This window comes from Nocardia amikacinitolerans NBRC 108937 (genome assembly GCF_001612615.1).
Classification (GTDB): Bacteria; Actinomycetota; Actinomycetes; order Mycobacteriales; family Mycobacteriaceae; genus Nocardia; species Nocardia amikacinitolerans.
Window position 1 is genome coordinate 46,873 of record NZ_BDAU01000048.1, and the last position, 19,900, is coordinate 66,772.

General features: G+C 67.2%; 18 protein-coding genes and 1 pseudogene. 11 read left to right on the forward strand and 8 right to left on the reverse strand.

Going from position 1 to position 19,900, the window contains the following annotated elements; translation table 11 throughout:
* The first annotated feature begins 22 nt into the window (after positions 1-22).
* The 6 genes from NAM01S_RS29435 to NAM01S_RS29460 all read left to right on the forward strand — a co-directional run bounded on the left by NAM01S_RS29435 (position 23) and on the right by NAM01S_RS29460 (position 10,172).
* Complete coding sequence (locus NAM01S_RS29435) at positions 23-715, forward strand: hypothetical protein (RefSeq protein ID WP_084483409.1); 693 nt, start codon at positions 23-25, stop codon at positions 713-715.
* Positions 712-1,392 carry a hypothetical protein gene (locus NAM01S_RS29440; RefSeq protein ID WP_067791455.1) on the forward strand — a complete coding sequence of 227 codons (681 nt, stop codon included), beginning with the start codon at positions 712-714 and terminating at the stop codon, positions 1,390-1,392. Before NAM01S_RS29435 ends, NAM01S_RS29440 begins: the two co-directional genes overlap by 4 nt.
* Positions 1,393-1,871: 479 nt before the next feature.
* Complete coding sequence (gene rpoB / locus NAM01S_RS29445) at positions 1,872-5,363, forward strand: DNA-directed RNA polymerase subunit beta (protein ID WP_067791457.1); 3,492 nt, start codon at positions 1,872-1,874, stop codon at positions 5,361-5,363.
* 109 nt (positions 5,364-5,472) lie between these two features.
* On the forward strand, positions 5,473-9,426 hold the full coding sequence (locus NAM01S_RS29450; protein WP_067791459.1) for a DNA-directed RNA polymerase subunit beta': 3,954 nt from the start codon (positions 5,473-5,475) through the stop codon (positions 9,424-9,426).
* A 141-nt stretch (positions 9,427-9,567) separates the two neighbouring features.
* The gene (locus NAM01S_RS29455) at positions 9,568-9,768 is read left to right on the forward strand and encodes a hypothetical protein (protein ID WP_067791461.1); all 201 of its coding nucleotides are present in this window, start codon (positions 9,568-9,570) and stop codon (positions 9,766-9,768) included.
* Complete coding sequence (locus NAM01S_RS29460; protein ID WP_084483410.1) at positions 9,765-10,172, forward strand: type II toxin-antitoxin system VapC family toxin; 408 nt, start codon at positions 9,765-9,767, stop codon at positions 10,170-10,172. Before NAM01S_RS29455 ends, NAM01S_RS29460 begins: the two co-directional genes overlap by 4 nt.
* Positions 10,173-10,182: 10 nt before the next feature.
* On the opposite strand, the gene NAM01S_RS29465 is transcribed toward NAM01S_RS29460, so the two are convergent.
* Positions 10,183-11,637 (reverse strand): AAA family ATPase, encoded by a 1,455-nt coding sequence (locus tag NAM01S_RS29465; RefSeq protein WP_084483411.1) that lies wholly within the window; start codon positions 11,635-11,637, stop codon positions 10,183-10,185.
* A 269-nt stretch (positions 11,638-11,906) separates the two neighbouring features.
* On the opposite strand from NAM01S_RS29465, the gene NAM01S_RS29470 reads away from it, so the two are divergent.
* A complete protein-coding gene (locus tag NAM01S_RS29470; RefSeq protein ID WP_157107968.1) occupies positions 11,907-12,581 on the forward strand; it encodes a hypothetical protein in 675 nt (224 codons plus the stop codon).
* A 256-nt stretch (positions 12,582-12,837) separates the two neighbouring features.
* Here NAM01S_RS29470 and NAM01S_RS29475 read toward each other — a convergent pair whose 3' ends face one another.
* Positions 12,838-13,209 (reverse strand): glyoxalase/bleomycin resistance/extradiol dioxygenase family protein, encoded by a 372-nt coding sequence (locus tag NAM01S_RS29475; protein ID WP_067791465.1) that lies wholly within the window; start codon positions 13,207-13,209, stop codon positions 12,838-12,840.
* Between the two features lie 85 nt (positions 13,210-13,294).
* Here NAM01S_RS29475 and NAM01S_RS29480 point away from each other — a divergent pair, with 85 nt between their 5' ends.
* Both NAM01S_RS29480 and NAM01S_RS29485 read left to right on the forward strand, forming a co-directional pair.
* On the forward strand, positions 13,295-13,759 hold the full coding sequence (locus NAM01S_RS29480; protein ID WP_067791467.1) for a MarR family winged helix-turn-helix transcriptional regulator: 465 nt from the start codon (positions 13,295-13,297) through the stop codon (positions 13,757-13,759).
* 121 nt (positions 13,760-13,880) lie between these two features.
* On the forward strand, positions 13,881-14,528 hold the full coding sequence (locus tag NAM01S_RS29485; RefSeq protein ID WP_067791469.1) for a DUF8020 domain-containing protein: 648 nt from the start codon (positions 13,881-13,883) through the stop codon (positions 14,526-14,528).
* A 328-nt stretch (positions 14,529-14,856) separates the two neighbouring features.
* Here NAM01S_RS29485 and NAM01S_RS29490 read toward each other — a convergent pair whose 3' ends face one another.
* Positions 14,857-15,327, reverse strand: coding sequence for a PaaI family thioesterase (locus tag NAM01S_RS29490; protein WP_067791471.1), 471 nt, complete (start codon positions 15,325-15,327; stop codon positions 14,857-14,859).
* A 155-nt stretch (positions 15,328-15,482) separates the two neighbouring features.
* Between NAM01S_RS29490 and NAM01S_RS29495 the strand changes: the two genes are divergently transcribed.
* Both NAM01S_RS29495 and NAM01S_RS29500 read left to right on the forward strand, forming a co-directional pair.
* On the forward strand, positions 15,483-15,815 hold the full coding sequence (locus tag NAM01S_RS29495; protein WP_067791494.1) for an ArsR/SmtB family transcription factor: 333 nt from the start codon (positions 15,483-15,485) through the stop codon (positions 15,813-15,815).
* A complete protein-coding gene (locus tag NAM01S_RS29500; protein WP_067791473.1) occupies positions 15,812-16,291 on the forward strand; it encodes an SRPBCC family protein in 480 nt (159 codons plus the stop codon). Before NAM01S_RS29495 ends, NAM01S_RS29500 begins: the two co-directional genes overlap by 4 nt.
* 247 nt (positions 16,292-16,538) lie before the next feature.
* Here NAM01S_RS29500 and NAM01S_RS29505 read toward each other — a convergent pair whose 3' ends face one another.
* The 5 genes and pseudogenes from NAM01S_RS29505 to NAM01S_RS29520 all read right to left on the reverse strand — a co-directional run.
* Positions 16,539-17,528: a pirin family protein gene (locus NAM01S_RS29505; protein WP_067791475.1), complete on the reverse strand. Its 990-nt coding sequence runs from the start codon at positions 17,526-17,528 to the stop codon at positions 16,539-16,541.
* The gene (locus tag NAM01S_RS37100) at positions 17,525-17,875 is read right to left on the reverse strand and encodes a GNAT family N-acetyltransferase (protein ID WP_307188708.1); all 351 of its coding nucleotides are present in this window, start codon (positions 17,873-17,875) and stop codon (positions 17,525-17,527) included. The genes NAM01S_RS29505 and NAM01S_RS37100 overlap by 4 nt, the downstream gene beginning before the upstream one ends.
* Positions 17,855-18,307, reverse strand: a pseudogene (locus tag NAM01S_RS37105) (carboxymuconolactone decarboxylase family protein); the annotation flags it as partial. The pseudogene NAM01S_RS37105 and the gene NAM01S_RS37100, both read right to left, overlap by 21 nt.
* Positions 18,308-18,394: 87 nt before the next feature.
* Complete coding sequence (locus tag NAM01S_RS29515) at positions 18,395-19,411, reverse strand: aldo/keto reductase (RefSeq protein WP_067791477.1); 1,017 nt, start codon at positions 19,409-19,411, stop codon at positions 18,395-18,397.
* Positions 19,408-19,900: MerR family transcriptional regulator (locus NAM01S_RS29520; RefSeq protein ID WP_444980104.1), on the reverse strand; the 493-nt coding region annotated here is incomplete at its 5' end. The genes NAM01S_RS29520 and NAM01S_RS29515, both read right to left, overlap by 4 nt.

Genomic DNA, 19,900 nt, shown 5'->3' on the forward strand with positions numbered 1-19,900 from the left:
GATGACGTTATGGTGCTGAGTCGTGACCACTGACCTGTCCAAGGAATCGGCGTCCGAGTCCGTGGCGGACCGCCCGGCCGCCGCCGAACCCGCGGCCGGTTCGGGCCGCCCGCCGGTCGCGGTGACCGCGCTCGCGCTCGGTGCGCTCGCCGTCGCCCTCGTCGCGGCGCTGTGGTTCGGCGGAGGCTGGGTGCGCGCGGCGTTCTTCACCGACGGTCCGCGCGCCGACGCGCGCGATTCCGCGTTGGACGCCGCGCGACAGGCCGCGCTCAACATGACCTCGATGAACCTCGACGACGTGCCAGGCTCGCTCGCGCTGGCCAGGTCCTCGATGACCGGACCGATCCTGGTGTCGGCGGAGAAGAATCGGCAGCAGTCCGAGCAGATGGCCACCCAGGCTGGCGTCGCCATGAAGTCCAAGGTGCTCGGGGCCGCGCTCACCTCGCTGAACAGCGAACGGGACAAGGCAACGGCGCTGGTGGTGCTCCAGGTGACGGAGTCGAAGCCGGACAAGTCGGTCTCCGACTACCGCTACACGTGGAGCCTCGACATGACCAAGGACGGCGAGGCCTGGAAGGCCGAGCAGGTCGCTTCGCTCACCCAGCCGGTGCTGCTGGAAGGGCCGGGCCCCGCCGGGCTCGGCCAACCGGGGCCGCAGCCGCCCGCCGCGCCCGCACCGACCGAGGGCGCGCCCGCGCAGGAGGGACCGCGATGAACACCCGCCGCCCGGTCAACCGCGTCACGCCGAAACGGCGCACCGCCCAGCCCGCCGCGCGTCCGACGCGCAGGCCCAAGGTCACCTCGGCGCGTCCGACCGCGCCGCGCGACGTCCCGACCAGGGAAAAGCAGTCCGCCGCCGCCGAGCGTCGGTCGCGCCGGTTCACACCCCCTCGCCTTCGGTTCGCGCGTTCGTGGGCGCCCGTCGCCGCCGCACTCGTCGCGGCTGTGCTGCTTGCCGGATTCGCCGTCGTCGCCGCGCAACGTCCCGGCGTCCCCGACGAGAACCAGGCCTTCCTCGACACCAGCGCGACCGAGGAGGTGCGCGCCGCCGCCGACCACGCGCTGCGCACGATCTACGGCTACGACATCGAACACATCGACGACTACGAGGCCGCGGTTCGCGGAGTCGTCACCGGCGAGATGCTTGCCGATCTCGACGAGTTCGCCGCCACCACGATCGACGCCATCCGGCAGGCCAGGACCAGCGCCGATGCGAAGGCCGACCCGATCGGCGTGACGATGCTCACCGAGGATCGCGCCGAGTTGCTGGTGAATCTCGTCGTGAGCGCCACCAAGGACGGCGTCGCCCAGCAGAGCGTGGCGGGTCCCGTGGTGTTGCGGATGCAGAAGGTGGACGGTCGCTGGCTGGCCGACGGCATCGTCGACCAGTGATCTTGGTCCGAGCGACCGTATTCCGGCGGGGGCAGGTCGGGCCGGGCACTTGACGAGTTTCGCCCGACCCGTCACGCTATTCACAACAGCGGCAGCTGTCACAAGTGGTTTCAGCCGCCCCGTGGCCCTCGACGCAGCCAGCGATCCGGGTGCCGGGCATCGCCCGCGCGGGGTCGGCCGACCGGCCGCTTGCCTACGACGCAGCGCGCGTCCGGCCCATGGCCCAGGGGTGGCCAAGGCCACGGCGCGCCAGCGGCGTAGAGGATCACACGGGTGGTACTTTGACACCTCCGTGTATATGAGTGTAGGTTTGGACTTTGCGCTGGCTGCCTCCTGTCCATACCTCGATTCGCACACGTAAGTTTCGCCTTCCGGTGTTACTTCCGTTGTTGCCTGTTCGGGTTTCGTTCGGGTTGTGACCAGCGGAATTCGTAGCAGAAGCAAGCGACGGTCGCGGACCACCACGCGACGCGCGTGAGGTGCTGGAAGGACGCATCTTGGCAGTCTCCACCCAGACCAAGGCAGTTGCCGGTATCCCTGGAGCCCCCAAGCGGGTCTCCTTCGCGAAGATCCGTGAACCCTTGGAAGTGCCGGGTCTTCTCGATCTACAAACGGAATCGTTCTCCTGGTTGGTCGGTTCGTCGGAATGGCGTGAGCGCGCGGCAGCTCGCGGCGACGTCGGCCTTGTCGGTGGACTCGAGGAGGTGCTCGAGGAGCTGTCGCCGATCGAGGACTTCTCCGGCTCCATGTCCCTGTCCTTCTCGGATCCGCGCTTCGAAGAGGTCAAGGCCTCGATCGACGAGTGCAAAGAAAAGGACATGACCTACGCGGCGCCGTTGTTCGTCACCGCGGAGTTCATCAACAACAACACCGGCGAGATCAAGAGCCAGACGGTCTTCATGGGTGATTTCCCAATGATGACCGACAAGGGCACGTTCATCATCAACGGCACCGAGCGTGTCGTCGTCTCGCAGCTGGTCCGCTCCCCGGGCGTCTACTTCGATCACTCGATCGACAAGGGCACCGAGAAGGACCTGCACAGCGTGCGCGTCATCCCGTCGCGCGGCGCGTGGCTGGAGTTCGACGTCGACAAGCGCGACACCGTCGGCGTGCGCATCGACCGCAAGCGTCGTCAGCCGGTCACCGTGCTGCTCAAGGCGCTTGGCTGGACCACAGAGGAGATCGTCGAGCGCTTCGGCTTCTCCGAGATCATGATGTCCACCCTCGAGAAGGACAACACCGCCGGTCAGGACGAGGCGCTGCTGGACATCTACCGCAAGCTGCGTCCGGGCGAGCCGCCGACCAAGGAGTCCGCGCAGACCCTGCTGGAGAACCTGTTCTTCAAGGAGAAGCGCTACGACCTGGCGCGCGTCGGTCGCTACAAGATCAACAAGAAGCTGGGCATCCACCTCAACGAGCCGGTCATCGGTTCGGTGCTGACGAAGGAAGACATCGTCACCACCATCGAGTACCTGGTGCGCCTGCACGCGGGCGACAAGGTCATGACCGCCCCCGGCGGCGAAGAGGTGCCGGTCGAGGTGGACGACATCGACCACTTCGGCAACCGTCGCCTGCGCACCGTCGGCGAGCTGATCCAGAACCAGATCCGGGTCGGCCTCTCCCGCATGGAGCGCGTCGTCCGCGAGCGGATGACCACCCAGGACGTCGAGGCCATCACGCCGCAGACCCTGATCAACATCCGTCCGGTCGTCGCCGCGATCAAAGAGTTCTTCGGAACCTCCCAGCTGTCGCAGTTCATGGACCAGAACAACCCGCTGTCGGGTCTGACCCACAAGCGTCGTCTCTCGGCGCTCGGCCCGGGTGGTCTGTCCCGTGAGCGCGCCGGCCTGGAAGTCCGAGACGTCCACCCGTCGCACTACGGCCGCATGTGCCCGATCGAGACCCCGGAAGGCCCGAACATCGGCCTGATCGGCTCGCTGTCGGTGTACGCGCGGGTCAACCCGTTCGGCTTCATCGAGACGCCGTACCGCAAGGTCGTCGACGGCAAGGTCACCGACGAGGTCAAGTACCTCACCGCCGACGAGGAGGACCGCGAGGTCCGCGCCCAGGCGAACTCGCCGGTCGACGCCGACGGCAACTTCCTCGAGGAGCGGGTGCTCGCGCGCCGCGGCAACGAGGAGATGGAGTTCGTCGCCCCGACCGAGGTGACCTACATGGACGTCTCGCCGCGCCAGATGGTGTCGGTCGCGACCGCCATGATCCCGTTCCTCGAGCACGACGACGCCAACCGTGCCCTCATGGGCGCGAACATGCAGCGTCAGGCCGTGCCGCTGATCCGTTCCGAGGCCCCGATCGTCGGCACCGGCATGGAGCTGCGCGCCGCCGTCGACGCCGGTGACGTCGTGGTGAACGAGAAGTCCGGCGTGGTCGAGGAAGTCTCCGCCGACTACGTCACGGTCATGGCCGACGACGGCACCCGCAAGAGCTACCGCATGCGGAAGTTCAACCGCTCCAACCAGGGCACCTGCTCCAACCAGCGGCCCATCGTGGACGAGGGCCAGCGGGTGGAGAAGGGCCAGGTCCTGGCCGACGGTCCGTGCACCGAGAACGGTGAGATGGCCCTCGGCAAGAACCTGCTCGTGGCGATCATGCCGTGGGAAGGCCACAACTACGAAGACGCGATCATCCTGTCGCAGCGCCTCGTGGAAGAGGACGTTCTCACCTCGATCCACATCGAGGAGCACGAGATCGACGCCCGTGACACCAAGCTGGGCGCCGAGGAGATCACCAGGGACATCCCGAACGTCTCCGACGAGGTGCTCGCCGACCTGGACGAGCGCGGCATCGTGCGCATCGGCGCCGAGGTCCGTGACGGCGACATCCTGGTCGGCAAGGTCACCCCGAAGGGCGAGACCGAGCTGACCCCCGAGGAGCGGCTGCTCCGCGCGATCTTCGGTGAGAAGGCGCGCGAGGTCCGCGACACCTCGCTGAAGGTGCCGCACGGTGAGTCCGGCAAGGTCATCGGCATCCGGGTGTTCTCCCGCGACGACGAGGACGACCTGCCTCCCGGCGTCAACGAGCTGGTCCGGGTCTACGTGGCGCAGAAGCGCAAGATCCAGGACGGCGACAAGCTCGCAGGCCGCCACGGCAACAAGGGTGTCATCGGCAAGATCCTGCCGACCGAGGACATGCCGTTCCTTCCGGACGGCACCCCGGTCGACATCATCCTCAACACCCACGGTGTGCCGCGTCGTATGAACATCGGCCAGATCCTGGAAACGCATCTTGGCTGGATCGGCAAGGCAGGCTGGCAGGTCGAGGGCAACCCCGACTGGGCAAAGAGCCTGCCGGAGGAGATGCTCGGCGCGCCCGCCGACTCGAACATCGCCACCCCGGTGTTCGACGGCGCCCGCGAGGAGGAGCTGACCGGTCTGCTGTCCTCGACCCTGCCGAACCGCGACGGCGAGCGCATGGTCGACGACAACGGCAAGGCCACCCTGTTCGACGGCCGTTCCGGCGAGCCGTTCCCGTACCCGGTGGCTGTCGGATACATGTACATCCTGAAGCTGCACCACCTGGTCGACGACAAGATCCACGCGCGTTCGACCGGCCCGTACTCGATGATCACCCAGCAGCCGCTCGGTGGTAAGGCGCAGTTCGGTGGTCAGCGCTTCGGTGAGATGGAGTGCTGGGCCATGCAGGCCTACGGTGCGGCTTACACGCTGCAGGAACTGCTCACCATCAAGTCCGACGACGTCGTGGGCCGCGTGAAGGTCTACGAGGCGATCGTGAAGGGCGAGAACATTCCGGAGCCGGGCATTCCGGAGTCGTTCAAGGTGCTCCTCAAGGAACTCCAGTCGCTGTGCCTCAACGTCGAGGTGCTGTCTTCGGACGGCGCCGCGATCGAGCTGCGCGAAGGCGAGGACGAGGACCTGGAGCGCGCCGCGGCGAACCTGGGCATCAACCTGTCCAGGAACGAAGCGGCCACCGTCGACGATTTGGCGAACTAGGCGATCGGGCGCGGATGTATTCGGTCACCGACGACGTCCGCGCCCATCGCGAACAACCAACTAGTGAACTTTTGCTCGAATTCGACCCGCACAGGGGAAAGGAAGTTACGTGCTAGACGTCAACTTCTTCGATGAACTCCGGATCGGCCTTGCCACCGCCGAAGACATCCGCCAGTGGTCCTACGGCGAGGTGAAGAAGCCGGAGACCATCAACTACCGCACGCTGAAGCCGGAGAAGGACGGCCTCTTCTGCGAGAAGATCTTCGGTCCCACCAGGGACTGGGAGTGCTACTGCGGTAAGTACAAGCGTGTCCGCTTCAAGGGCATCATCTGTGAGCGCTGTGGCGTCGAGGTCACCCGCGCCAAGGTGCGCCGTGAGCGGATGGGCCACATCGAGCTGGCCGCGCCGGTCACCCACATCTGGTACTTCAAGGGCGTGCCGTCGCGCCTCGGCTACCTGCTGGACCTGGCGCCGAAGGATCTGGAAAAGATCATCTACTTCGCCGCGTACGTCATCGTCGGCGTCGACGAGGAGCTGCGTCACAACGAGCTCTCCACGCTCGAAGCCGAGATGGAGGTCGAGAAGAAGGCCGTCGCCGATCAGCGCGACGCCGACCTCGAGGCCCGCGCGCAGAAGCTGGAAGCCGACCTGGCCGAGTTGGAGGCGGAGGGCGCCAAGTCCGACGTGCGCCGCAAGGTCAAGGACGGCGGCGAGCGCGAGATGCGCCAGCTCCGCGACCGTGCCCAGCGCGAGCTGGACCGGCTCGAGGAGATCTGGAACACCTTCACCAAGCTGGCCCCCAAGCAGCTGATCGTGGACGAGGTGCTCTACCGCGAGCTGACCGACCGCTACGGCGAGTACTTCACCGGCGCCATGGGTGCGGAGTCCATCCAGAAGCTGATGGAGAACTTCGACATCGAGGCCGAGGCCGAGAACCTGCGCGAGACCATTCGCACCGGCAAGGGCCAGAAGAAGCTGCGCGCGCTCAAGCGGCTCAAGGTCGTCGCGGCCTTCCAGGCCAACGGCAACTCGCCGATGGGCATGGTGCTCGACGCCGTTCCGGTGATCCCGCCGGAGCTGCGCCCGATGGTTCAGCTCGACGGTGGCCGCTTCGCCACCTCCGACCTGAACGACCTGTACCGCCGCGTGATCAACCGCAACAACCGCCTCAAGCGACTGATCGACCTCGGCGCGCCCGAGATCATCGTCAACAACGAGAAGCGGATGCTGCAGGAGTCCGTCGACGCCCTGTTCGACAACGGCCGCCGCGGCCGTCCGGTCACCGGACCGGGCAACCGTCCGCTCAAGTCGCTGTCCGATCTGCTCAAGGGCAAGCAGGGCCGCTTCCGGCAGAACCTGCTCGGTAAGCGCGTCGACTACTCGGGCCGTTCGGTCATCGTCGTCGGTCCGCAGCTGAAGCTGCACCAGTGCGGTCTGCCGAAGCTGATGGCGCTGGAGCTGTTCAAGCCGTTCGTGATGAAGCGCCTTGTCGATTTGAACCACGCGCAGAACATCAAGTCCGCCAAGCGGATGGTTGAGCGGCAGCGGCCGCAGGTGTGGGACGTCCTCGAAGAGGTCATCGCCGAACACCCCGTGCTGCTGAACCGTGCGCCCACCCTGCACCGCCTCGGCATCCAGGCCTTCGAGCCGCAGCTGGTGGAAGGCAAGGCCATCCAGCTGCACCCGCTGGTCTGTGAGGCGTTCAACGCCGACTTCGACGGTGACCAGATGGCCGTGCACCTGCCGCTGTCGGCGGAGGCGCAGGCCGAGGCCCGCATCCTGATGCTGTCCTCGAACAACATCCTGTCGCCCGCGTCGGGTCGTCCGCTCGCCATGCCGCGTCTCGACATGGTGACCGGCCTGTACTACCTGACCCGTCAGGTCGACGGCGCCAAGGGCGAGTACAAGCCCGCGTCGAACGGCGCGCCGGAGTTCGGCGTGTACTCCTCGCCCGCCGAGGCGCAGATGGCGGTCGACCGCGGCGAGCTGACCGTGCGCTCCCTGATCAAGGTGCGGCTCACCACCCAGCGTCCGCCGAAGGACGTCGAGGCGGAGCTGTTCCCGGAGGGCTGGCAGCGCGGCGACGCGTGGACCACCGAGACCACGCTGGGCCGGGTGCTGTTCAACGAGCTGCTGCCCGCGGACTACCCGTTCATCAACGAGCAGATGCCGAAGAAGCGGCAGGCGACGATCATCAACGATCTCGCCGAGCGCTACCCGATGATCGTGGTCGCGCAGACCGTCGACAAGCTCAAGGACGCGGGCTTCTACTGGGCCACGCGTTCCGGTGTCACCGTCTCCATGTCGGACGTTCTCGTTCCGCCGGAGAAGGCCGAGATCATGGAGCGCTACGAGGCGCAGTCGGATCAGATCGAGAAGAAGTACCAGCGTGGTGCGCTCGATCACCAGGAGCGCAACAACGCCCTGGTCAAGATCTGGCAGGAGGCGACCGAAGAGGTCGGTAAGGCGCTGCGCGCGCACTACCCGGCCGACAACCCGATCATCACGATCGTCGACTCGGGCGCGACGGGTAACTTCACCCAGACCCGTACCCTCGCCGGTATGAAGGGCCTGGTGACGAACCCGAAGGGTGAGTTCATCCCGCGGCCGATCAAGTCCTCCTTCCGTGAGGGTCTGACGGTTCTGGAGTACTTCATCAACACCCACGGCGCTCGTAAGGGTCTGGCCGACACCGCGCTTCGTACCGCTGACTCGGGTTACCTGACCCGTCGTCTGGTGGACGTCTCGCAGGACGTCATCGTGCGCGAGCACGACTGTGGCACCGAGCGCGGCATCGTCGTGCCGATCGCCGAGAAGCAGCTCGACGGCACCATCATCCGCGACGCGCACGTGGAGACCTCCGCGTACGCTCGCACGCTCGCCGCCGACGCGCTGGACGCGTCCGGCAACGTCGTGGTGAACAAGGGCGCCGACCTGGGCGACCCGGCCATCGAGGCGCTGCTCGACGCGGGTATCACCGAGGTGAAGGTCCGCTCCGTGCTGACCTGCACCACCGGCACCGGCGTCTGCGCGACCTGCTACGGCCGCTCGATGGCGACCGGCAAGCTGGTCGACATCGGCGAGGCCGTCGGCATCGTCGCCGCGCAGTCCATCGGTGAGCCCGGTACCCAGCTGACCATGCGTACGTTCCACCAGGGTGGTGTCGCCGGCGACGACATCACCGGTGGTCTGCCGCGTGTTCAGGAGCTCTTCGAGGCTCGCGTGCCGAAGGGCAAGGCGCCGATCGCCGAGGTCTCGGGTCGCGTGCGGCTCGAGGACGACGACCGCTTCTACAAGATCACCATCATCCCGGACGACGGTGGTGAAGAGGTTGTCTACGACAAGCTCTCGAAGCGTCAGCGTCTGCGCGTGTTCAAGCACGACGACGGCACCGAGCGTCTGCTCTCCGACGGTGACCACGTCGAGGTCGGCCAGCAGCTGCTGGAAGGCGCGGCGGATCCGCACGAGGTGCTGCGCGTGATGGGCCCCCGTCAGGTGCAGATCCACCTGGTCCACGAGGTCCAGGAGGTCTACCGCTCGCAGGGTGTGTCGATCCACGACAAGCACATCGAGGTCATCGTGCGCCAGATGCTGCGTCGCGTGACGATCATCGATTCCGGCGCCACGGAGTTCCTGCCCGGTTCGCTCACCGAGCGTTCCGAGTTCGAGTCCTCCAACCGTCGCGTGGTCTCCGAGGGCGGCGAGCCCGCCTCGGGTCGCCCGGTGCTGATGGGTATCACCAAGGCGTCGCTGGCCACCGACTCGTGGCTGTCGGCGGCGTCCTTCCAGGAGACCACCCGAGTCCTGACGGACGCGGCGATCAACTGCCGCTCCGACAAGCTCATCGGCCTCAAGGAGAACGTGATCATCGGCAAGCTGATCCCGGCCGGTACCGGCATCAACCGCTACCGCAACATCCAGGTGCAGCCGACCGAAGAGGCTCGTGCCGCGGCGTACGCGGTGCCGTCCTACGACGACACCTACTACAGCCCGGACAGCTTCGGCACCACCACCGGTGCCGCGGTCCCGCTGGACGACTACGGTTTCAGCGACTACCGGTAATCGGTAGACGCCGATAAGCCTTCGGCCCCCGCTCCTTCCCGGAGCGGGGGCCGTTCGCGTTTCGGACGATGCTCCGGTCGCGGAGTTCGCTGCCGCGGCTTCGAGATCACGCCGACCTGCGTGGAGGGTATCCTTGGGCGCATGAGCGTGGCGTACGACCACTACCCGGAGCTGCATCGGCTGATCGAACAGCTGCCGCCCGAGTCTGCTCCTGAGGCGCGCGCCGTCCTGCTGCGCCTGGTCAAGGGTGGTGCGTCGGATCGTTTGGCCGCGCTGCCGTCATTCGATGGACCGGAAGACCTCAGCGAACGGATGGATGCCGAACTGTTCGAGGCACCGTGACGCTGATCATCGACGCGAACGTCCTGGTCGCGGTGATGAACCGCAAGGACCGGCGCCACGCAGAGATGCGTGCATTCCTGAACAGCCGCACGGACGACTTCCTCGTGACCCCGTACGTGGTAGCCGAGGTGACTTATCTCCTCCAGAAGTACGCAGGCGCTCACGCCGAGATCCAGTTCATGGACGCGGTCAGCAATGGCGTTTTTCGGGAAGAGTTCAACCCTGACGACACTCCGCGGATCATCGACTTGATGAAGCAATTCGCCGACTTTCCCCTTGGCGCTGCCGACGCGTCTCTGATTGCGGTGGCCGAGCGGCTAGGCGTGCACGACATCGCTACTGCTGACCAGCACTTCCGTGGAGTCAGAACGGCTGGGCTGGATTATCTGAACGTGCTGCCCTGATCCTCGCGAATCACGCTTGTGCATAGAGAGTTTCGAGGTCGATCAGGAGCGGCTTCTCCGTGGAGGTGCGCAGGGCTTCATCGAAACCCGCGCCGCTGTAGCACGCGAGGACCGTGTCGGATACGTCGTATCCCTTGCCGGAAAGCAGCTCTCGTGCACGGATGAGGCGGTCCAGATGTCCCGTCGTCATCGTGCGGTCCCATTTCACCTCGCCGAGCGACAGAATGCGGCGGCGGCGTCCGGGCTCTTCGGGCGCGAGGACCGCGACGTCGATCTGGATCTGGCTTCGTCGATCCGGGTCCTTGACCACCGCGCCGGCGACTTGTCCCGGCAATTCACCGAAGACCTCGGGACCAACCGACATTGCCCAATCCCGGCATATCGTTTCGAAATGAGGTGCGACGACCTGGGAAAGGAAGGTGGCCTGCGAACTTCGCCATGCCGCAGCCTGATTGCCTCGTTCCAAGGGCGTCCAGTGACGTCGCATGATCGCTTCGTAGAACACGATCAGTGGCTCGGCGATTCGGAAGACCGGTTTGCCTTTCTGAAAGGGGTCGGCCTCGCGAACGATCAGTTGGGAGTCTTCCAATACCGAAAGCGGATGCGCCATGTCGGTGGAGCTGCGGCCGATCGCGCCTGCGATGCCGCCGCGCGTCGTATTTCCGGTGGCTATGGCAGCCAGTACCGCGTGATACAAAGCCACATCGCGGATCTCGGTTTCCTCGGCGAGGAGATAGCGAGCCTCACGGAACAGCGGAACCTGCGGGTTCAGAACCGTACGCAAAACCCACGAATCGAAATCCTCGAGCGATTCGGGTGCATCTCCGGCCACGAAGTCGCGACGGTAGGCCGGAGTGCCCCCAACGATCGAATGGACAAGTACGGCTAGTCGAGGGTCCTCGATTCCCCAAAAGGCGGCCGCCTGTCGATAGCCGAGCGGTTTGACGACCAACTCCAAACTCGCTCGTCCGCGCAGGGGTGCACTGCCGGACAGCAGGCCGCCCATCACCGACATCGCCGACCCGCACAACAGGATCCGTGAACCAGCGACCCGGGCGGGGCCGCGCGGGTCAAGGGCCCACTGGAGTAACGAAGGCAGCGAGGGCGTGGCTTTGGTCAGATACGGAAACTCGTCGATGACGATCAGGTTGTCGCCGACGACAGCGAACAACCGCTCGAGCGCTTCTTCCCAATTGCGGAAGACGTAGCGCCCCCCACCCGCGTATCGCGCGACGGCCCGACCGAAGCGCTCCAAGGCCTCGATCTCGGTCGCCTCGGTCGCTGTGAAGAAGAAGCCGCCGACGACCTCGGAGAGCGCGTCGAGCAGGAAGGTCTTGCCCTGCCGTCGACGACCGCTGACGATGCCCAATCGCACGTCCGAGCTGGGCGAGGTGGCGAAGCGTAGCAACCCCTCCCACTCGCGGTCGCGATCGAACACCCTCTCGGGCTTCCGCACTGTGGCCATGCTTATAACTATACTTCTTATAACTACGCTTATACGGATCCTGGGGTGGGTCTGCGGGGCATGTATCGGTGGTGTGTGATTTTCGATGTTGCGACTGAAAGACGGTGGCGCAGTTAAGATGTGGCACGGCTTGGCGCTGGTTCGGTGTCGGGGCGGCCCGGACGGCTGAGTGTGCGTAAGGGGGCGCGTTCGTGGGCGGCAGTGCGTTGGGGTGGGGTTCGTTGCGGCGGGGGGTCGTGCGTGGGCGGGCTCGGGCGGCGGGGGCGCTGGTGAGTTTGGTTGTGTCGGTGGCGTTGTGCGTGGGGGCGGCCGCGGTGTGGGAGGTGGAGCGGCGGGAGGAGCAGCCCGGCTCCGGGCCCGCGACGTCGGTGATCGGGCCGCCGCCGCAGGGGATGCCCGCCGCGTTGCCGAGGGAGGTGCCGCGGCGGCCGGCGGTGCTGTTGGTGCGCGACGGTGTGCCCGGTCCGGTGGTCGGGCCGACGTACGGGCCCGGTGTGCGGCTGACGCCGATGCGCGGTCTGCGCGGGATGCCGTTCGACTTCGACGTTCCGGAGACCTGGGGCTGCATCGGCGGCAGCAAGCGATTGCGGGCCGATGTGGTGTGGACCTGCGCCGACGAGCGCGGCGGGAGTCGAGCGGGCGGCTGGATCGGCGTGCAGTCCTGCCGCGCACCTTGCCGCGACACGGAGCAGACCGGTTTCCGTACCGAACTCATCGGACCGGAACCACGTTGGCGCGCAACAGATCACGCGACCGCGTTCACGGAATCCCCGGCCGACATCGACGGTGAGCCTCGGGTACGAGTCGCCATGACGTACGCCTTCGCCGCCGACACCGGCGGCCCCGTCGACACCCTTGCCTTCGCCAGGCTGACGGGCCCACCCGCGACGCTGGATACCCTGCTCAGCTTGGTCAACGAAATCCGACTGCGCGCCGGTGGGTGAGTGCTCGTCCGGTGAACGGGGGAGATCTGCGTGCGTTGGCCGAACGGGGTCCACTCGCGCGCGCCGCTGGGGGCTGGTCGCGCGGCGGTCTGCATGCGTTGGTGGGCGGAATCCGGCTGCTGGATGCCTGCTCGCCGAGACGAACCGCCGCCGCTTCTTCGAAAAGCGCGGCCTCCGATTCGCGTATGCGGCGTGGCGGCTGTCGGCACTTCAACCGTGAAGCCCTGCGCGGGCATCGACGGTCGGGGACGCGCACCTACGGAACCGCGGTGAACAGCTCGTAACTGTGTCCATCCGGGGCGAGCACGTACACCCCGCGACCGCCTGCCAGCCGGTTGATCCTGCGATCCCAGCCCCGCTCCGGTCCGGACCCGTACCGCACGTCGGGCCATCGCTGAAGTCGCGACAGCACCGCGTCGAACCGCTCGTCGTCGACCAGAAAACCGTAGTGCTGCGGCGTCACCGCGCCGCGGTCGTCGAAATCGAACGTGAGATCGGCGCTGAGGCGCACCGGCAGGAAGGGCCCGGTCGGCGCGCCCACCGTCAAGCCCATGAGTTCGGCGAAGAACGTAGCCGCTGCGGCTTTGTCGGCGGCACGGACGATCGTGTGGTTCAGAACAATGGACACCGCAACCTCCAAAGTTGAATGCGATTCGCATGCATATTACATGCGTATCGCATGCAACTGGCGCTGTGCGACTACCCTGAATTTCATGAACAGGACCACCACCCCGGACACCGCGATCGACGGCGGACCCGCACTGTTCCAGGTGGTCCGGTTCTGGTCCCGGCGGTGGATCAACCGCAGCTCGGCGCGCCTGCCAGAGGAACTGCGGAACGTGCAGCACATCCAGGTCGTGGAGGCGGTGGCGACGGCGACCGAGCGGGACGGCGAACCCACCGTCACCGCCGTCGCGCACCAGCTCGGCCTCGATCAGTCCGGCGCCAGTCGCATGGTGCGCGACGCGACCGCGGCGGGGTTTCTAGCCCGATCGGAATCCGAAGTCGACCGCCGCCGCACCGCGCTGCGCCTCACGGCTCGCGGCGAACGCCTGCTCGCCGATGCCCGCGACTGGCAGCGGAACGTCTTCGCCGAGCTCACCGCCGACTGGTCCGCCGACGATCGCCGCCGCTTCGCCGGCTACCTCCAGCGCCTCAGCGCGGAACTGCGCGACTGAGCCCGCGTTGTTAGATCACACCCAATTGCCTTGACGCTCTTCTGAAGCCGCCCGTCGGCCGGTAAGTTGTCGGCGGACAAACCGGACAATGTGAACCGGACGGCGCGACAGGAAGCACAGGATGAGGATCAGCAGAATCACCGCGACGGCGTTGCTGGCACTGGCGGCCACCGGTCTCTCGTCGGGCGTCGTGCACGCCGAGCCCGCGGACCCGCCCGCGCAGACCGCACCGGCCGCGGCGGCGCTGAACCTCAGCGGCGCGTTCCACGAGATCGACTACCGCGTCGCAGTGGCCGAGGACCGCCGTTCTACCGTGACCACGCTGCAGGAAGGCGCCTTCGGCCTCGTCAACGACGACCGCATCGTCACCATCGCCGACCGGGCAGGCCAGATCGTCGCCGCCCTACCGATGACCCTGCACATCGAGGGTCACCGCGTCGATCTCACCCCGACCGTGGACGAGGCGGGCACCCGACTGACCCTCGCGCCCGCCGCGATGTCGGAAACGCCGGTGCGCGAGATCAGTTCGCAGGAGCGCTTCTTCGCCGAGGCGGAGAAGGCCATGCCGCAGATCCTCGCGGGTGCCGCCATCGGCGCGGGCATCGGCTTCCTTGTCGGATTCCCGCTGGGACTGTTCGTTCTCGACTTCATCACGGTCCCGATCACCACCGTCGTCGGCGGCGTGATCGGCGCGTTCGCGGGGCTGTACCAGGCGGGCGGTCAGCCTGCCATCGACGCGGCTCAGGCGTACCTCACCGGCCAGCCCTGACCCACGCTTCGCTCGGGGCGCAGGGGTGAGCTCTTGCGTCCCGATGACCCGCGTACGTCTGGTCGACGCCGGACGGAGTCCGTCGACAGTCCGCGCATGGCCGGAGCGACGGTGGAGGTACGCCCGGTCGATGCGGCCGGGCGGAGTCTGTCGACAGCCCGCGCACGGCCGGAGCGAAGGCGGAGGTACGCCTAGCCGACGCGGCCGGGCGGAGTCTGTCGATAGCCTGCGCATGGCCGGAGCGAGGGCGAAGGTTTCGCCTAGCCGACGCGGCCGGACGGGGTCCGTCGACAGCCCGCGCACGGCCGCAGTGAAGGCGGAGGTACGCCTACTTCCTTCTCGGCCGGATGACGGCGGTGAATGTCGCTGCGGCAACCGGCTTTCCGGTGCCGTCGGCGATCTCGACCGGCACCTCTAGCTCCACCGCGACGCGCCCCGCGATGTCCGAGCGAAGGCGCTCGAGGGTGTCCGCGTCGAATTCCGAGGTGGCGTGGAAGGGGCCCGCCGAGCCCTTGGCGCGCGCCAGATACTCGATACGGCCGTCGCGGGCGACGATGAACGTCTCGCCCATCAGGTCCACGATGCCCGAGACGGCGGCGCCCATCGCGGCCGTCTCGGCCAGGCCGAACAGCACGGCCGCGTGCAGATCGCCGTTGTGGTTGAGGTGTTCGGCGCGCGGGGCGATGGCGACGACATTGCGTCCCGCGTCGAACTCGACGCCCTCGATGCCGGCGTACTGGATGAACCCCAGCTTCTGGAACCCGGCCATCACCAGGTCGCCCATGGTCGCGCTGTCCATCCGAACTCCCACCGGGTCGCGGCAATTGAAACGTGTTTCAGTTTTACCCGACCCTCGCCGGGCTTGTCCACTTCGGGCCCAGCGGTCACGGAGGCGCCGATCGGATTCGCGCGCGGGTATTGACTCGCGACCATGGGCTCGCAATACTGAACCTGATGGTTCAGTATGACTTCCTCGACGCCTCGTTCGGGGCGCTGGCGGACCCCACCCGGCGTGGGATCCTCGAGCGCCTCGGCCACGGGCCCGCGACCGTCAGCGAACTGGCCGAGCGTTTCGAGATGACCCTGACCGGCATCAAGAAGCACATCCGGCTGCTGGAGGACGCGGGCATGATCGTCACGGAGAAGCGGGGCCGGGTCAGGTATTGCCGACTCGGCGAGAACGTCTTCGACCGCGAAGTGGCGTGGCTGCAGGGTTATCGGCGGATGGTGGAAGCCCGGATGGACCGTCTCGGTGAATTCCTCGAACGAACGGAGCCAGACCAATGAGCACGACAACCCGCGACGCCGACATCACCACTCCCGTCGATCGGGAGATCCACGTCGAGCGGATCTTCGACGCCCCGCTGGACCGGGTGTGGGACGCCTACAGTCGGATCGAGCAGCTGGTCCAGTGGTGGGCGCGCGGCAATCGAATGGACGTGGAGCGCTGGGAATTCCGCGAGGGCGGCCACTACCGCTTCGTGGAGAACTCCGAGGACGGTTCGCACGGCTTCGAGGGGCGGTTCCGCGAGATCACCCCGAAGGAGCGGATCGTGCAGTCCTTCGAGTGGGACGGCATGCCCGCGCACGTTTCCATCGACGCCACCACATTCGTCGATCTCGGCGACGGCCGCACCAAGGTCGTCACCGTCAGCCAGTTCCACACGCCGGAAGAGCGCGACGGCATGCTGCAGTCGGGCATGTCCGATGGGCTCAACGCCAGCTACCGGAAGCTGGACGAACTGCTCGCCAAGTCGGCCTGAGCCGGATCGCCCGCGGGCGGGGTCGAACTGCCTGTCGACTCCGCCCGGCGAATCCGCCGATGTTGCTGGGCGCTGGCCGAGCGGTTGAAGCCGCGCAGACCAGTGGCTACGACGTCGACGACCAGATGGCCAAGGGTTCGATGCCGGGCGATCTCGTCCGGGATCACGCGCGAGCCGCCGAGTCCGACCGCTACGGCGGCGGCCTCCACTGTGGCCGGGGCCGGAAAGCTCCGGGGCGAAACGTGATTCAGGAACGATCCACGCCGACGCGCCGCTTGCGCGGCTTCAGGTGCAACGCGGGCATCGGCGGAGCGGGGATGCGCTGCTCGGGCGAGTGACCGGCGATGTCGGCGAATCGCTCGACCCGGCGGTTCTCCCAGTCCTCGCGCGCGGCCACGATCTCGTCGTGACTGCGCCCGACGAAGTTCCACCACATCACCAGTTCCTCGCCGAACGGCTCGCCGCCGATCAGCGCGAAGTGCGCACCGGTGCCGCTGACGAGCCGCAGCTCCGTGCGGTCGGAACCGAGGTAGAACAGCGGACCCGGCTTGACCTCCGTGTCGGCGGCGGTCACCTCGCCCTCGATCACCAGCAGGGCGTACTCGAAGGCCGGGTCGAGCGGAACGGTGATCTCGGCGCCGGGATCGATCCGAACGTCGGCGCCGACGATCGGGGTGTAGGCGATGGCGGGCGAGGTCAGGCCGGCGAACGAGCCGATCAGCACGATGGCGCGCACGCCGTCGGCCTCGTAGACCGGCAGGTCCCGATGCTGTTCGAAGTGCGGGTCGATGCCGGTGCGATGGCCGGGCAGCGCGATCCACAGCTGCAGGCCGTGGCCCGCGGGGGCGTCGGGGACGCTGTACTCCGAATGCGCGATGCCGCGGCCGGAGGTCATCAGGTTCAGCTGACCTGGATTGATCTCGACATCGGAGCCCACCGAGTCCCGATGCCGGATGCGGCCCTCGAACGGCCAGGTCACCGTCTGCAGACCGATGTGCGGGTGCGGTTCGATGTCGGGTGGCGCATCGGTCTTGGTGACCGTCGGCGAGCCGAAATGATCGAGGAAACACCACGCGCCGACCGTCAGCAGATCCCGTTGCGGGAGCACGCGTTCCACGAAAACGCCGCGCACGCCGCCGAGCGGCACCTCGCGCGCGGGGTAGAGCTCGGCCACCGGACCCGGGCCCGGCGCCGGTTCGCACACCGACTCCGCCGGATGCGGATCGAGATCGCTCACTGCTGCCCGCTCTTGGCGGTCATGTGCTTTTCGTACTCGGGGTGCTTCTCGATGTAGGCCTTGATGAACGGGCAGTGCGCGGTGATGGTCCGGCCGCGCGCGACCACGTCGTCGAGCGCTTCCTTGGCGAGCTTGCTGCCGAGGCCCTTGCCCTCGAATGCCTTGTCGATCTCGGTGTGCACGAAGTCGCTGTCGTTGCCGCGTTCGACGTACTCGGTGAAGCCCGCGAGCTCGCCGCCGTAGTAGATCTCGTAGCGGTTCTGCTCCGCATTGCGCGCGACCTTGGTCTCCGCGAGATCGGTCATGGTTGCCTCCTCCTTGTGCGCCCGAACCGGGTGCTTGCTCATGATCGACACGCGGTTGAACGCGCCGATCGTGGTGGCCACCCAGACGATTACCGACATCTGGTCGTCCGACAAATGCTCTCGTGCCAAAGCGTACTCACGCTCGAGGGTCGCTTCATCCGGCAGAATGGCCGTGACCTCGGCGAGGGCGAGCGCGGCACGGTCCACCGCCGAGTACGGTCCGCCGCGCCGCCAGCCGGGCAGCACCGCGATCTCCTGCTCGGTGGCGCCCGCCCGCAGCGCCGCCCGGTGATGGACATCCAGGCAGTGCGTGCAGCCGTTGAGCTGGGAAACTCGCACGTTGACCAGTTCGACGAGCCTGCGGTCGAGCCCGGCCGCCGCGGCCGCGGCCCTGACCTCTTTCGCCGTGGCGAGCAGGGCGCGGTAGGCGACGGGTGTTTGCTTGTCGACCCACACCCGGTTGTCGAGGTTCATGGTGTCGAATCGTAGCCACATTTGGTTGACATGTCACCCTCAAGTGATCGATCGACGCCCTTTGCCCGACCGGGCGAGGATCGTGTCCTACTCCCGTCCGGCGGAAGTGAAAGACATATCCGCGTAACGGTTTCCGGCCACCTGCGCCGCGATCGGCTCGAGCGTCGCGAGCTCGTCGGCGGACAAGGTGAGCGCCGCGGCGGCCACGTTCTCGGCAAGGCGCTTGCGGCTGCGGGTGCCGGGAATCGGGACCACCGGCAGACCGTGCGCGGCCGCCCTGCTGTGCACCCAGGCCAGCGCGACCTGCGCGGGCGTGACACCGCGCGCCTCGGCGACGGCGCGCACCGGGGTGAGCAGTTCGGCGTTGCGCGCCGCGTTGTCGCCGGTGAAGCGCGGCATCGCCCTGCGGAAGTCGTTCGTGTCGGCCAATTCGCCCGCCTTGAACGATCCGGTGAGGAAGCCGCGGCCGAGCGGCGAATACGGGACGAAGGCGACACCGAGTTCCGCCGCGGCGGGTACCGCGGTGTTCTCCACGTCCCTGGAGAACAGCGACCACTCCGACTGCACCGCGGCGATCGGGTGCACCGCGTGCGCCGCGCGCAGTTCCGCGCCGGTCACCTCGGAGAGGCCGAGCGCGCGCACCTTGCCCGCCGCGACGAGCTCTGCGAGGACGCCGACCGTATCCTCGATCGGCACCCGCACATCGCGGCGGTGCATGTAGTAGAGGTCGATGGTCTCGATGCCGAGCCTGCGCAGGCTCGCGTCGACGGCGGCGCGGATGTACTCGGGGGAGTTGTCGATGCCGCGATAGGTGGGGTCGTCGGCCTTGCGGACGATGCCGAACTTGGTGGCGAGCACCACCCGATCGCGATTGGCCCGCACGAAATCGGCGAGGAATTCCTCGTTGTGCCCGGAGCCGTAGATATCGGCCGTGTCGAACAGGGTGACACCGAGTTCCAGCGCCCGATCCAGGGTGGTCCGCGACTCGGTGAGGTCGGACGCGCCGTAGAACTCGCTCATGCCCATGCAGCCAAGGCCCTGCGTCCCGACCTCGATGCCGCTCGCGCCGAGCGCGGTGGTGGGGAGCGTTCCGGTGGTGGTCATGACTTGATCCCTTCGCTGTCGTCCGTGGTGCTCGCGGCCGGCCGGACGGCGGATTTGCCCTCGTAGATGGCGATCTTGTAGTCCAGCACGGCCACGGTCCGTTGCAGTTCGGCGATCTTGGCGAGTACTTCGGCGCGCGTCTCACGGAACATCGCGAGCCGCTCGGGAAAGGTGGAATCACCGGCGCGCACCAGCTCCGCGTAGCGGAGCATGTCGGCGACCGACATGCCGGTCGTGCGCAGCTTGCCGATCAGGTCGAGCCACTCCAGGTCGCGATCGCTGAACCGGCGCTTGCCCGTGTGGTCGCGGCCGATGTAATCCATCAACCCGATCCGCTCGTACCAGCGCAACGTGTCGCGGCTCAGACCCGACCGTTCGGCCGCCTCGCCGATCGAGTACCTCGGCCGTTCCCGCTCGCTGTCCCCGACGCTACGCGCCGTTGCCGTCACGACTCCGCCTCGCCGACGCTCGGCTCCGTCGCACCCGTCT

What these genes read in the sequence shown, in the direction of transcription:
- NAM01S_RS29495 (WP_067791494.1), top strand. Translation starts at nt 15,483, where the DNA reads ATGGTTCAGTATGACTTCCTCGACGCCTCGTTCGGGGCGCTGGCGGAC.
- NAM01S_RS29485 (WP_067791469.1), top strand. Translation starts at nt 13,881, where the DNA reads ATGAGGATCAGCAGAATCACCGCGACGGCGTTGCTGGCACTGGCGGCC.
- NAM01S_RS29490 (WP_067791471.1), bottom strand. Translation starts at nt 15,327, where the DNA reads ATGGACAGCGCGACCATGGGCGACCTGGTGATGGCCGGGTTCCAGAAG.
- NAM01S_RS29465 (WP_084483411.1), bottom strand. Translation starts at nt 11,637, where the DNA reads ATGGCCACAGTGCGGAAGCCCGAGAGGGTGTTCGATCGCGACCGCGAG.
- NAM01S_RS37100 (WP_307188708.1), bottom strand. Translation starts at nt 17,875, where the DNA reads ATGAGCAAGCACCCGGTTCGGGCGCACAAGGAGGAGGCAACCATGACC.
- NAM01S_RS29440 (WP_067791455.1), top strand. Translation starts at nt 712, where the DNA reads ATGAACACCCGCCGCCCGGTCAACCGCGTCACGCCGAAACGGCGCACC.
- NAM01S_RS29500 (WP_067791473.1), top strand. Translation starts at nt 15,812, where the DNA reads ATGAGCACGACAACCCGCGACGCCGACATCACCACTCCCGTCGATCGG.
- NAM01S_RS29480 (WP_067791467.1), top strand. Translation starts at nt 13,295, where the DNA reads ATGAACAGGACCACCACCCCGGACACCGCGATCGACGGCGGACCCGCA.
- NAM01S_RS29515 (WP_067791477.1), bottom strand. Translation starts at nt 19,411, where the DNA reads ATGACCACCACCGGAACGCTCCCCACCACCGCGCTCGGCGCGAGCGGC.
- NAM01S_RS29455 (WP_067791461.1), top strand. Translation starts at nt 9,568, where the DNA reads ATGAGCGTGGCGTACGACCACTACCCGGAGCTGCATCGGCTGATCGAA.